The sequence below is a fragment of the Serratia sp. MMO-28 genome (assembly GCF_037199905.1).
GTDB classification, from domain to species: Bacteria; Pseudomonadota; Gammaproteobacteria; order Enterobacterales; family Enterobacteriaceae; genus Chania; species Chania oryzae.
Window position 1 is genome coordinate 36,584 of record NZ_JBBCVB010000004.1, and the last position, 12,955, is coordinate 49,538.

Annotated in this window: 14 protein-coding genes; 6 read left to right on the forward strand and 8 right to left on the reverse strand. The window is 52.1% G+C overall.

The genetic code is table 11. From position 1 onward, the window contains the following. Positions 1-33 precede the first annotated feature (33 nt). From WG891_RS04580 to WG891_RS04590, 3 genes are all read left to right on the forward strand, one after another. Positions 34-690 (forward strand): DUF1120 domain-containing protein, encoded by a 657-nt coding sequence (locus WG891_RS04580; RefSeq protein WP_337261695.1) that lies wholly within the window; start codon positions 34-36, stop codon positions 688-690. 109 nt (positions 691-799) lie between these two features. Further along, complete coding sequence (locus WG891_RS04585) at positions 800-3,175, forward strand: fimbria/pilus outer membrane usher protein (protein ID WP_337261696.1); 2,376 nt, start codon at positions 800-802, stop codon at positions 3,173-3,175. 77 nt (positions 3,176-3,252) lie between these two features. Beyond that, positions 3,253-3,966 carry a fimbria/pilus chaperone family protein gene (locus tag WG891_RS04590; RefSeq protein ID WP_337261697.1) on the forward strand — a complete coding sequence of 238 codons (714 nt, stop codon included), beginning with the start codon at positions 3,253-3,255 and terminating at the stop codon, positions 3,964-3,966. A gap of 67 nt (positions 3,967-4,033) precedes the next feature. Here WG891_RS04590 and WG891_RS04595 read toward each other — a convergent pair whose 3' ends face one another. The 7 genes from WG891_RS04595 to WG891_RS04625 form a co-directional block, all read right to left on the reverse strand. Then, on the reverse strand, positions 4,034-4,477 hold the full coding sequence (locus WG891_RS04595) for a YybH family protein (protein ID WP_337261698.1): 444 nt from the start codon (positions 4,475-4,477) through the stop codon (positions 4,034-4,036). Between the two features lie 209 nt (positions 4,478-4,686). Next, positions 4,687-5,337 carry an ABC-type transport auxiliary lipoprotein family protein gene (locus WG891_RS04600; protein WP_337261699.1) on the reverse strand — a complete coding sequence of 217 codons (651 nt, stop codon included), beginning with the start codon at positions 5,335-5,337 and terminating at the stop codon, positions 4,687-4,689. Beyond that, positions 5,334-6,275 carry an MlaD family protein gene (locus WG891_RS04605; RefSeq protein WP_337261700.1) on the reverse strand — a complete coding sequence of 314 codons (942 nt, stop codon included), beginning with the start codon at positions 6,273-6,275 and terminating at the stop codon, positions 5,334-5,336. Before WG891_RS04605 ends, WG891_RS04600 begins: the two co-directional genes overlap by 4 nt. A gap of 3 nt (positions 6,276-6,278) precedes the next feature. Then, positions 6,279-7,079 carry an ABC transporter ATP-binding protein gene (locus WG891_RS04610; RefSeq protein WP_337261701.1) on the reverse strand — a complete coding sequence of 267 codons (801 nt, stop codon included), beginning with the start codon at positions 7,077-7,079 and terminating at the stop codon, positions 6,279-6,281. Beyond that, entirely contained in the window at positions 7,073-8,218 is a 1,146-nt protein-coding gene (locus WG891_RS04615; RefSeq protein ID WP_076941438.1) for an MlaE family ABC transporter permease, read from the reverse strand. Before WG891_RS04615 ends, WG891_RS04610 begins: the two co-directional genes overlap by 7 nt. A gap of 374 nt (positions 8,219-8,592) precedes the next feature. Next, positions 8,593-8,910, reverse strand: coding sequence for a PTS system regulator TmaR (tmaR, locus tag WG891_RS04620; RefSeq protein ID WP_037402210.1), 318 nt, complete (start codon positions 8,908-8,910; stop codon positions 8,593-8,595). 162 nt (positions 8,911-9,072) lie between these two features. Further along, on the reverse strand, positions 9,073-10,131 hold the full coding sequence (locus WG891_RS04625; protein ID WP_337261702.1) for an FUSC family protein: 1,059 nt from the start codon (positions 10,129-10,131) through the stop codon (positions 9,073-9,075). 192 nt (positions 10,132-10,323) lie between these two features. On the opposite strand from WG891_RS04625, the gene WG891_RS04630 reads away from it, so the two are divergent. Next, entirely contained in the window at positions 10,324-11,070 is a 747-nt protein-coding gene (locus WG891_RS04630) for a S24 family peptidase (protein WP_337261703.1), read from the forward strand. Positions 11,071-11,103: 33 nt separating this feature from the next. Here WG891_RS04630 and WG891_RS04635 read toward each other — a convergent pair whose 3' ends face one another. Continuing rightward, entirely contained in the window at positions 11,104-12,213 is a 1,110-nt protein-coding gene (locus tag WG891_RS04635) for an SDR family oxidoreductase (protein ID WP_337261704.1), read from the reverse strand. A gap of 258 nt (positions 12,214-12,471) precedes the next feature. Here WG891_RS04635 and WG891_RS04640 point away from each other — a divergent pair, with 258 nt between their 5' ends. Next, positions 12,472-12,621, forward strand: a complete 150-nt coding sequence (locus WG891_RS04640) for a hypothetical protein (RefSeq protein ID WP_337261705.1) — start codon at positions 12,472-12,474, stop codon at positions 12,619-12,621. Between the two features lie 93 nt (positions 12,622-12,714). Further along, positions 12,715-12,903 carry a DNA polymerase III subunit theta gene (locus WG891_RS04645; protein WP_337261706.1) on the forward strand — a complete coding sequence of 63 codons (189 nt, stop codon included), beginning with the start codon at positions 12,715-12,717 and terminating at the stop codon, positions 12,901-12,903. Positions 12,904-12,955: the final 52 nt, after the last annotated feature.

Consider the following 12,955-nt stretch of genomic DNA (forward strand, 5'->3'; position numbering starts at 1 on the left):
TCAGCACTCAATTGACTTGGATTTTATTTTGTTATGAAAAAACACCTTATTGCCCTCGCCGTGCTGCCATCTGTCATGCTGACAGTGGCGAATGCTCAGGCTGCAGAAACTACGGCAGAACTCAAGGTTCAAGGGAGTATTGATATTCCCACCTGCACCGTTGCCGCACCTGATAACGGCGTTTATGACCTGGGTAAACTGTCTTCTTCCCTGGTGTCAGCCAGTGCCACAACGTCGTTGGCACCAATGACCAAAACCTGGAGTGTGACCTGCGACTCACAGACCTATCTCAGCATCACTTCAACTGATAACCGGGCAGCAACGGCCAGCCAAACTGCGCCAAACCTCACCAACTTTGGGTTGGGTTATATCAACGGAACGGGCAAGATCGGTTATTATACCGTTTCAATGCGTAATGGCTTTGTTGACGGCGTCGCTAGATCGATATATTACGGCGCAAAAGGTTCTTCAACATTAACCGCTGCGCCAGCAGGTATCGGTTATTTCCTTGGTTCCACTAACCGTTATGGCTGGTCCGATACTAATGCTGTTCCTGTCGCCGGGCGAGTATTTACCGCCGATATGCGTATTATCCCGGTATTAGCCAGCACGGCTACCATGAACGGCCCGGTAACAGATAGTTCCATGATTGACGGCTCAATGACGATAAACTTTTCCTTCGCCATTTAATCATCGGTTTACGAATTAATTTTTCGGGCACAGCATTCTGTACCCGCTATTTATTCCCCATCTTATTTTATCACTTTATCTGACGGTAATGGTTTACTGGAGCACCAGAATGACAACGTTGCGTGTCTCGTTTTATTCGTTAATATCAGCGTGTCTATTATTGCCCGCTATTAGTAAAGCTGCGAATGAAAAGAGCCCGGAATTTGATCTTAAAACATTAGCCGCTCTCGGCTATACGGCCGATGTTGCCGAATTCTTTGGTAAAGAAGCCCGTTTCCTTCCTGGCGTTAATACCGTCAATATTCAGATCAATGCAGCTCGCTCCTATACCGTCGATGCGCGTTTTAACGCTGACGGACAACTTTGCGTTGATAATGCGCTGTTGGTTGCCCTGAAACTTCGCCAGCCCAAGCTCGCCTCAGAATGTGAAGAACTGAGCACACTATGGCCTACTGCTCTGGTCAGAACCTACCCTGGGCAGTTCCGTCTGGAGTTGATGCTGCCCGAAGAAGCTTTTGATCCTGAACAGGGCGATTTTCAGTACGGTGGGCATGCTCTGCTGCTCAACTATAACCTGTTCGGTCAGCAAATTTCTGGTAACAACGCCGATCTGCGCTTTTTCCAGGGGCTATTTGAGCCTGGCGTCAACCTCAGTAACTGGGTAGTGCGCAACCGCAGCAGCGTCTCCAGCGGCCTGGGCAATAGCCGTTACACCTCCGAGGAAACCTCAGCCTTACGTGCTGTGGAATCGCTCAAATCAGTATTGCAACTCGGTCAGTTCGGCAGCAATAGTGACTCCTTCTCTGGTCTGCCACTATTCGGCGCACAACTCTATTCCGACAGCGCACAGTTCAGTGCTTCACAATTGATCGTGCCGATTAAAGGCGTCGCAAATACCAACGCCACCGTCGAAATCCGCCAGCGTGGACGCACCATTTACCGTACCGTCGTCGCTCCAGGGCCGTTCTCGCTGAGTAACATCAGCAACTTTTCCAATGGCATCCCGGCAGACGTCGAGATCATCGAAGAAGATGGCCGCAGGCAGCGTTTCTCTGTAACCAACGCGTTGGACATCAATGCCTATCAGGAAGCCAGCAGCTACCAACTGGGGCTCGGGCGTTATCGCAACCCTAACGCGACGGCAGATATGCCCACGGATGCTCCACTTTTGCTTACGGGTGAACTGGCTTTCAGCCCCGCCAGCCGCCAGCGGGCGACAACCGGTGGGTTGCTGTCGTCTGAATACCAAAACCTGGTGATGAAAAGCAGCTACGCTGGAACGGAACGCGGCTGGGTGGGTGGCGGGGTCGGCTATGCCCGGGGTAAAGACAACCGGCAAGGTTATCAGTTGGATCTGCAGGCCCAAGCCCATTTGGGGGTAAATGTCTCTACCTCCCTGTCCACACTTTACCGTTCAGAGGATTATCTGACCGCGGATGACGCACTCAGTGGCTTCGCCTATCGTCAGGATCCTGCCGCCCAGTCATTGCGTAATGCCACCAGTGCTGCCATTACCTGGGCACATCCACGCTGGGGGGCGTTCTCCTATGTGGCTTCGCATAATCAGTATTATCGCAATGGCGACAGTGATATTGCCCATACGTTATCCAGCAGCCAGCGTTGGGGCAATGCGACTTTGAGTCTCAGTCTGCAATCCTCCGCTTTCGGCCAGTCGGCGTATGCCAGCCTGTCGTTGCCACTGGGCCAGGGGACACTGAACAGTCGGATACAGCAAGTGGATAATACCCTGTCTATGGGCTCCACCTATCAAGGCCGCTGGGGGGAAAACCGTGGCTATTCGGTGGGTGTAACAGGTTCAGAAAATCAGCAACGCGTCAGCGGTAGTGCTAACTTGCGTACGCCTTACGCTCAATTAGCCACCGGGGTATCACAGTCGTCTAACCAGAGCCGCTCCGTTTCGCTGTCAGCCAGTGGTGCCATGGCCTACGCCAACGGCAACGTGGCGACATCGCCACAAGCGATAGGAGATACGTTTGCGATTGTCGACATTCCCAAGCAGGGCAATCTGCGCGTGCAGGCTCCTGGCAGCGGTGCGACCCTGACCAATCGCTCCGGCAAGGCTATTCTGCCTGCGCTGCAACCTTATACGACAGCAACCGCGCAGATTGATACCAAAACATTGCCACTGAATATCAGGCTGAACAGCACGACCGCCGATTTTGCACTGGCGCGCGGTTCGGTTGCCAGCAAGAGCTTTACGGTAACCGAAACCCGCCAATTGCTGCTGACCATCCGCGATACCACGGGTACCGCACTCCCCGTTGGCGCAACGGTATTGAACGGCAACGGCAAATTTATGGGCACCGTGATCGGCGATGGGAACGTGATGCTGACCAATGACGATATCGGCCAACCGTTGCGCGTCAAAGCAATGAATCAGAGTGAATGCCTGGTCGATTATCAAGCCCCAACCCAGTTCGACGCCAACGCGTTATACGAAGTCTCTGAAGCGATTTGTCGCTAATTATTCCCGTCCCTGTTTTTCTTATTATCAGGGATTACACTTAAAACGAGTTCTGTTTACACATCGTGAGGTTTACTATGTCTATAACGAGCAGAAAAAATGCACACCCTCCGCTCCTGTTATCCGTCCTGCTCGGGCTGGGATTATTGGTTTCACTGCTGATGGTTACTCCTGCACAGGCTTCATTCAAGCTGGAAAGCACCGGCATTATCCTGAATGAAAGCGAAGGCCGAGTCAGCTTCAACATTCAGAATACCTCTTCAGCGCCATTGTTACTGGTGACCAAGCTGATTGATCTGGATGGCGGTAACCTCAGCAAACAGATCCTGATTTCGCCGCCGATCACCCGTATCGATGCCGATCAAAGCCAGCAAGTCAATTTTGTGCTGAAAAAAGGTGCGCCACTGACCCATGAGGTGCTGTTGAAAGCCTCGTTTGAGGGGGTCAACCAGGCGGTAGATAACAGCGCCAAAATGCCTATCCGCCAGGATATCGGGTTTATCGTGCAGCCGAGTTCTGTTGCTCAGACCAAAACCCCTTGGGAAGACCTGAAGTTCAGTGTTGAAGGGCAACAACTGGTGATAACCAACCCAGGCAAGCATGTTATCCGCTTAGCGCCACAGCTCACCTTATTGCCTGGGAATAAGATCGTTCCACTGGAGAATTACTATCTGCTGGCAGGCGAGACCAAACGGCTTGCCATTAGCGGCAACCCGACCTCGATCATTCTCACGCCGTTGAGCCGCTATGGTTTTAAACTACCCGAGGTTACACTGCCGGTCAGTAAGTAGCTTATACGTCTGAATTTGTACATCAGCCAATGCACCCAGCCAAGGTGCATTGGCATTTTGGCCAATCTTAATTGGGTAGTTTGTTATAAGGGCTATCTATCAAATAAACCCATTGACCCTGCGCGTTTTTACGAAATACCTCACTGGCAAACCACTCTTCGTGCACCTTTCCGTTAATATCGATCAGCTGCCAGCGGCCGCTTCTTAAAATGATATCGCCATTCTGTACGGTAGTGGATGAATCAGGAACGCTCCTAACACGCCTATTTTTATCCGCCAGTATCTCGCGAAATCCTTCTTTGATCTCAGTTCGTCCTTTAGCCAGAGAACCGTCCTGCTTAACCAGAATGCCTTCTTCATCAAAAAACTGTGCGATACCTTCTACATCCCGTGCCGCCATGGCTTGGCCAAAACCGCTACGAGTACTATTCAGCTCTTCTACGGCATGGGCACTCCCCATGACCGTAAACAAGAGCATAGCAATGACTTTTTTGTAGCCGACTGTAAGCATGGAGCATACCTCATAATGGGGAAATCGAAGCCATTAAGGTAATACCCTGTTAGATATGTAAAAATAACGAATAGAGGTTAAATAGTGGGCGTGGGATCTCGTTTCCCTCATAAACACTTGCTTATCGGCTTGATAAAAACCAGGCCTTAGGCATAAAAAAGCCCGATACACATCTACCGGGCATTTTATTCAAACCGCTTTATAAACCGTTATCTTACAGGAAAGTTTACCGTCTGCTGATGCGTCCAACTCAGCATCTGTGCCGCCAGTTTATCGCTGGCCAGGCCGAATGCCTGCACGACCTGATCCATAGATCTGCCATTTATCGCCTGCCGGACGGCAAAACTGCGGCTGGTGATCACCCGACGATCGGAAGTGCGTACCAAACGCGCGTCAAAACGGATCACCACTTCTCCGCTATCACCACTGTATACCGCTTGGTATGACAACAGCTCGCCGTTCAGTTCAATGTCGGCCTGCACATTATCTTCATCACTGCTCACAGAAAGGAAGCGGCCATCGGCACGGAATTCCTGAATCAAGCGATTACGCAGCAATAGCGGTGTCGGATCGCTCCAGCGCGAACCGGAGAAAGAGGTGATCTCCGCCCCCTGCGGCTGAACGGCAATCCGCGAGCTATTCAGGAACTGGTTGGTGGTCGGCTGGACGATACGCAACGATTGACCAGACGCCTGCCCGCTGCCAGAACCGGCCGCAGGCTGCGCGGGCAACAGATAGACCTGCAACACCGGGCTTTCCGGCAAAATAGTGCAGGCCGCCAGCGGCATAAACAGTATCAGGGCTAGCAGCCGTAAAACGTTACGGCGGTAGCGGGCATAGATCAGGCTGAAGTCAATCATTGTGGTGTAAACTCCTTGGTACGTTCACGGCCTCTGAGCAAGGCTGACGGGTTTTCTTCCAGGCGATTCATGGCACTGCGCAATGCCACCAACGTTCTGCGCAATTCATCAACCGCCGGGCCGAGATCGTTGAACCCTTGCATCCCATTACTCAGCGAGCTTTGGTTTTCACTGATTAGCTTATTCAGCAGAGCGCTGGTTTGTTCCAACGATGCCATGGTTTTGGCCGCGTTACTGACCAGCAGCTTGCCCTGCCCGTCGAGCAGACCGTTGGCATTGCGTACCAGACGATTGGTTTGCGCCAACGTATCATTGCCCTGTTTGGTGAGCAGCGCCAACTGCTGTATTACCGTACGGATATCCTCACGCTCCCCAGCCACCGTGCCGGTGATCTTCTCCAGATTATCCAGCGTGCTGGCCAAACGCTGCTGATTATCCGGCGTCAGTACCTGATTGAGGCGTATCAGTACCTCATTAATGTTCGTGACCAAGTCTTCACCATTGGTGAGCAACTGGCTCAATGGTGATGGCGTGGCGATAATCACCGGAATCTCCCCATTCTGCCCTTCCAGCAACGGGCTGGCCTCGCTGCCGCTGCTCAGTTGAATATTGGAAGTACCGGTGATGCCGGCAACGGCCAACCGGGCCTGCGTATCCTGGCGGATCGGTGCCGAAGCAGCCACGCGGATGCGTGCCCAGACTTTGCTCGGCACGTCTTTATCCAACCGCAGTTGCACCACTTCCCCCACGCGGATCCCGCTGTAATTCACCGAACTGCCCTGTGAAAGGCCGCTGACGGCTTCATTGAACACCACATCGTACAGTTTGAACTGACGATCGCTGCCGGCCTTGGTCAGCCACAGGCTGAACAACAGCACGGCGCTGAAGATAATGAGAGTAAACAGACCAATGAGTACATGGTGAGCACGGGTTTCCATTTCTTATTGCCTCTCTCGTATGTTCGTTACGGCCTGTTGCGCTGCCCGCCCACGCGGGCCATGGAAATACTCTTGGATCCAGGCATCATCCGTGGCGGCGACAACGTCCAACGTATCAACCACCAGCACTTTTTTCTGCGACAGCACGGCAACCCGGTCACAAATGGTGTAGAGGGTGTCCAGATCGTGAGTGACCAGAAACACCGTCAGCCCCAGCGCATCGCGCAGCGTGCGGATCAGGCTGTCAAAGGCCGCCGCACCGATAGGATCCAACCCGGCAGTGGGTTCATCCAGAAACAGAATCTCCGGATCCAGCGCCAAGGCTCTGGCCAACGCCGCACGTTTCACCATGCCACCAGAAAGTGATGCCGGGTACTTGTTGCCTGCGTTGGCGGGTAAACCTGCCAACGCCAGCTTCACCTGCGCCAGTTTCTCAGCATCGCTGCGTTGCAATCCAGCATATTCGATCAGCGGTAACGCCACGTTTTCAGTGACCGTTAGCGAACTGAACAGCGCACCACGCTGGAACAGAACGCCAAATCGCCTTTCCAGCGCGGAACGACGTTCGCCGGAAAGTGCCATCAAGTCTTCGCCAAAAACATGGATCTGCCCGGCCGTCGGGCGGCGCAGGCCCACGATACTACGCAGCAGGACCGATTTACCGGTACCGGAACCGCCGACCACACCGAGGATCTCCCCACGCCGTACGTCAAGATCAAGATCCTCGTGAACACACTGTTTGCCAAAACAGTTACGCAATTTACGAATGCGAATAATGGCTTCAGGGGCTGCTTGGTTCACCATCCCATCTCCATGAAAAACAGTGCGGCGACAGCATCAAGCAGGATCACCACAAAGATTGAATGTACCACGCTGGAAGTGGTATGCGCCCCCACGGAAGCGGCGCTACCGCTAACTTTGAACCCTTCCAGGCAGCCGATAATCGCAATCAGGAAAGCAAAGACCGGAGCCTTGCTCATGCCAACCAGAAAGTGCTGTAATCCACCACTGCTCTGCATGATGGTCAAGAACATGGTGGGTGAGATATCCAGCGTCAAGACGCACACCACCGCCCCCCCAAAGATCCCGCTAATCATGCCGATAAACGTCAGCATCGGCAGCGCAATCAACAGCGCCAGCACCCGCGGCAGCACCAGCATTTCCACCGGATTCAGCCCCAATGCCTGGAGCGCGTCGATTTCCTCATTGGCTTTCATCAGGCCAATCTGGGCGGTGAAGGCACTGGCGGTGCGGCCCGCCATCAGTATCGCGGTGAGCAGTACGGCAAATTCGCGCAGGAAGGAGAACACCACCAGATGGACGGTAAAAATACCGGCACCGAAAGTGGCCAGCACCGTTGAGCCCAGGAAGGCGATCACCGCCCCCACCAGGAAAGTCAGCAGCATAATGATGGGCACAGCATTGAGACCGATCTGCTGAATATTGGCCACCAACGACGTCAGCCGCCAGCGCGCAGGGCGTAACAGGCTGCCAAACAGCGCTTGCAGAGTCAGGCCGATGAACCCCAGCAGATCGATAAAATTTTGCCAGAAACTGACCATCGACTGGCCGATATTGGCCAGCAGTTCAACCAGCAACCCCGGAGGGCTCTCCGTCTCTGAAGGCTCAAACCCTTGCAGGGAACGGCCTACGGTTTCGAGCAGAACACGGCGTTCGGCAGGCAGGGAAGGCGCCGTCTGGCTGAGATTGAGTATCCGTTCGCTGCCAAGCAGATCAACCAGTAGCTTGGCGCCAGCCGTATCAAGAACGCCCAATTGGCTGAGATCAAACACCACATCGCCGGGCAAACGGCTCTGCAACTGTCTGACGCCCGGCTCCAGTAGGCGATAATGCGCAAGTACCCAATCACCACGTGCCAACACGCGAGGAGGATGAACGCTGTCGTCCAGATTGAGCAATGCGGTGAGTTGTTGTTCTGTCATAAAAGGAACCTGTTCCCCTTTCCCAGGCTACGTCATCGCAACATAGCTAAAAATGAATGGCTCATCTATCGAATAAAATACCATTTTTATTTTGCATAAAAATTATCAATATCAGACTGCTTTAAACATGATTGATCACAAACAGCGGCAATAGTGCTCAACCACCGCACCGCGCCAGAACAATAACCAGAAGGTTTGCTGCAAGACGATACTCTAAGCGTAGCGGGTCCGGGCTGATTTGCTATGCCCGCTTGAAAAATCAATGCGTAACACGATCATCGTGACCAGGTTTGGTGGCGCAAATGCTGGCGGGCATTAAGGAGGAAACAGAAACAGCGAGGGCTGGAAAAATGCCAGCCCTGCGCGGGAGATAATTACTTCACTTCGCCCATCGCCTTCAGCTTTTTGGACAAATCACGACGTTCTTTGGACAGATCGGCGTTTTTGATGATGTAATCATCCACACGATCTTCATAGTCACTGCGCATATTGGCAATAATGCCCTGAATGTCTTCAATGCTCATACCAGGCTTGATGTACTCGCTCAGGTTGTCGAGCAGCAGTACACGTTTCTGGTTGTCACGAATTTTCTTTTCGTTGTCGGTAATTTCGCGCTGCAGCTTGTTTTTACGGCGGAACATACGCACAAACTCTAGAACGTCCTGGAAACTCGGCTTATTTGCATTATCCATCTTTATACCCTTGCTTTAGTAATACACAGATTCATTTGCTGACGGGCCGCTATCACACCAAGATACAGGTTTGTGCCCGTCAGACACAACTCTCATTGGCCTATCTTACCCACTTTAGCGCCCCAGCCAAAACCCGATGCGCGCGCTTCATGATCTGACCCCTTATTCCCGCACCCGCGCAGTACACACCTTGAGCAAATCGCTCAATTCCTCGAGCTGCTGCGCCAATTCCATACTCAGCCAGATATAACCGCAGATCGATGCCTCGCAAGGCCGCTCGGCGCTGGCCTCCTGCATCAGGGCGCGCAGTTCGGCTGCGGTTTCTCGCCATTCTCCAGCTGCTTCCCGCTGCTCGCCGTAGCGCATCATATCCACCAGCGATTCGATCGAACGCAGCGTCAGCAATTGCGCACTGCGCAGAGTTTTGGCATTCAGCATGGTAAAGCGGGTCTCGCGCGAAGCCCAGTAAGCCCCCACCAGCAACTCCAGCGTACACACCAGATTGCGGGTCAGGGTTTGTACCGCTTCGAATACCTGTTCAGGAATCGGGGTTTCTTCACTGGCCGGTAACAGCAGCCCACGCAGCTTAACCACGTCGGCCAACAGCAGCTTCATCCGGGTTTCCAGACGGGGCCGTTCAAGCATATTCGGTGACAAATAAGCACCATAGATTTGGCCTATCGACTGCAGGCAGTCGGCCATCTGCATGCGCCAGAACATATACGCGTGCTGTGGATAGATGCTGGTAAACAGTAGCGCCAGGATCGAACCTAAAATCACATCGCCACCGCGCCACAGGGCAATCGGCATATTTTCCGCCCCCGCACCACACATTGCCGCCAGTGTAATGCCGATCAGCAGCGCCATATAAGGCCGCTTACCCAACGTCAGATAGCCACAGAAGAACATCACGATGCCGCACCAGATCAGCATCAGCGGCAGCGAATGAAATTCGAGATAGAGCGCAATCAGGCCAAAAACCGCCCCCAGCAGCATGCCAGAGACGCGTTGCAACGCGCGCTGCAGCACATTGCCCCAAAAAGAGATCGGCCCCATCACTACCACCAGCGTAATAAGCGGCCAGATGCCTTCCGGCACCTTGAGCAAGCGCAGCAAAAGAAAGGTAATGACAAACGCCAGCCCGATACGCACACCATGAACGATGCGGTAGTGGCGGTATATCAGGCGCTCAAAAGAAGAGATCTCTCTGTCTAAACGCACGTTATTTTCACCGACGATGCCTCAAAATTTTATTCTAGTGGATGAAAAACACTTGCGTACAACTGCTGAAGATCAACGGTGTTTGTCTGCATGACCATCAATCATAACGGCATTTAGCTTAACGCTAATACGAGGCTGAAATTCTGCCGCCGAAGGATTTACCTTTTTGCTAAAGGGTGCGATCATCTGCCGATGGAAACCAAAGAAATCAGGCGCAATAATCTGCGCGATATCATGGCGCATTATGCCCGCCAAGGCACCAACCAGAATGAATTTGCCATACTGGTGGGATCTTCTGCCCCCACGCTGAGCCAGATTACCGGTGAAAAATCCTCGCGCAATCTGGGCGATAACCTCGCCCGGCGCATTGAAGCCAAGCTGAACTTACCTAAAGGCTGGTTTGATGTGTTTCATGAAAAAACCTTGAAACACCCTTTTGCCAATGTTGCAGCAGAGTCAGATTTCCAACCGGCACGGCTCAGGCCCGTTGTATGGGAAGATACCGATCAAGACAAGGAAGAGTTTGTCGAGATCCCCCTGCTGGATATCGACTTTTCTGCCGGTGATGGTTGCTATGAAATCGTCGATCGTGAAGAGTTTTCACTGATCTTCCGCCGTTACTATCTGCATAAGATGGGCGTACCGGTGAATGCGGCGCGTATTATCCGCATCTCCGGCTCCAGTATGGAGCCGCGCTTGCAGGATGGCGATGTGGTTGGCATCAACACGGCCGATACCCGTATCCGCGAAGGAAAAACCTATGCCATCCGTCACGGTAATCTTTTGCGGGTCAAGATCCTGATTGAGCAGCCCGATGGCGGCGTGGTGATCCGCTCACTGAACCGCGAAGAGTATCAGGATGAGCATCTCAGCTACCCAAAGCGCAAAGACCAACTGGTGGTGCTGGGCCGCGTGTTCTGGTCATCATCATCCTGGTAAGCCAAACGGGCATCGCTTCCGATGCCTAACCTATTATTTAAAATCCACCACCATTTGTTGCGGTATCGACAACCCGCGGGTCGATTGCACGCAACAGGCAATGTAATCGGTAAAGCGCGGCGGTTTCGGCATGCCCAGCTTGAGGATTTTTTCATTGCTGAACCGCACGTTAAGCATGGCAAACGAGCCATACAGGCGCATCGCTTTCAGCATCAGGCGTTCGTTGCACGGCCCGAAGATATCCTTCAGTTGCCTGCGCATTTGCAGCAGTGCTTCGTAGCTGACCTGCGCGTAATGATCGCCAACCGGCGGTTTCTCCAGCGCGGCGGCAATGGCGCGATCGATATCCGCAAAGCTGACGCTGCTCTCTTCGCCGGCAGAAATATGATAAACATCGTTATCCAGCGTCTCGCGGCTCAGTAACATCACCAGCGCATCGGCACAGTAATCGACCGGGATCACATCGATATTGTCCTGCAATGAACACATAAATTTGCGCAGCATCAGCGCCATGCTGAATACCCAGAAAATGCTGCTGGAAGGCTGGCACCCCAAACGCGTGTGGCCAACCACGATCGAAGGCCGGGCAATCACCAGCGGCAGTTGTTGGCAGGTCTGTCGCATCAGTTGCTCAATCGTTGATTTGGAGCGAGTGTACTCCACTAAATGTTCTGCCGTTTCCTCAAACTCGGCGCTTTCCGCGACCAACGAGCCGGGTTCAGGTGCACAAGACATCGCCGTACCTACATGCAGGAAACGCTTTAACCCTTTAACCTGTGCCATTCTCTGTGCAAAAGCCAAGGTACCTTCAACATTAACCTTCCAAATAAGCGGATTATTGCCAAATGAAGCGACAGCCGCACAGTTAACCACGTGGGTCACAGTGTTAATACGTGTGTCGGACAGAAAATGAGTCGGCTCGCTTAAATCACCTAACAGAATATTTTCTGGCGTGAGTTTATCCAGAATGGTTTTATCAATATTAAACTTTTCCATATTCGCACGAATACGGTTCAAACCCTGTTGCGCATTCTCGGCACGCACCAAGAAAAGATAGCTAATACTTTGATTATCTTTCAGTAATTTCTCAAGCACCGCACCACCAAGAAACCCCGTAGCGCCGGTTAACAGAAGCGTTTTCATATTGGATACTCATATTTAGCATTGAATGTGCTGGATTGTATGCCTGAATATGTAAACGAAAATTAAATAACTATTGAGTGAGTAAAAATTTAGTTTTCTTAATATTATCTTAAGGAATATTTTGAAACACTCACACACTTATTAGTAACACCAGCAAGGCAAAACTCATTCATACTAAAAATACTTCTATTAACAGTATTGATGCCAAACCTGCTTTAACACTCAGTAAATAGCATCCTCTCTTCACTAGGAGGCATTATGAGTTACAACAAAAAAGTCTGGTTAGCCGTGCTGATCTTTTGTGCCGTATTCTGGCTGCTGGTTATCAGCAGTCTCTATTCGATCAGCAAGAAATTGGGGCCAGAGAACCTGCACAACCCATCAGAGTCGATCACTAAGATCAGTTAATCGCTGGTTTAAGTTACCCGTTTCTTCCCTGAATGGGTTAACGACAAACCGCCACAGCGATCCTATGATGTTTTATCGAGCAAGGAGAAAGACATGGTGCAAAAACTGGAAGGCTTGCCTCAGCAAGAACGCGAAAAGATCCATACCGACCTGTTAGCGCTCAGCGTTATTTACAATGAGCGCTATGGGCACGCTTCTGGGTTAAAAAATGCCGAAGCAAGCGTGCCTGCTCATCTGCTGAACTACTTTCATCAACGCCTGATCTACTATCGCAATGCGTAATCGCCCGCATTTCTCCGTTTAAGCTAAACCACTGCTTGGCATCGTTTATAGC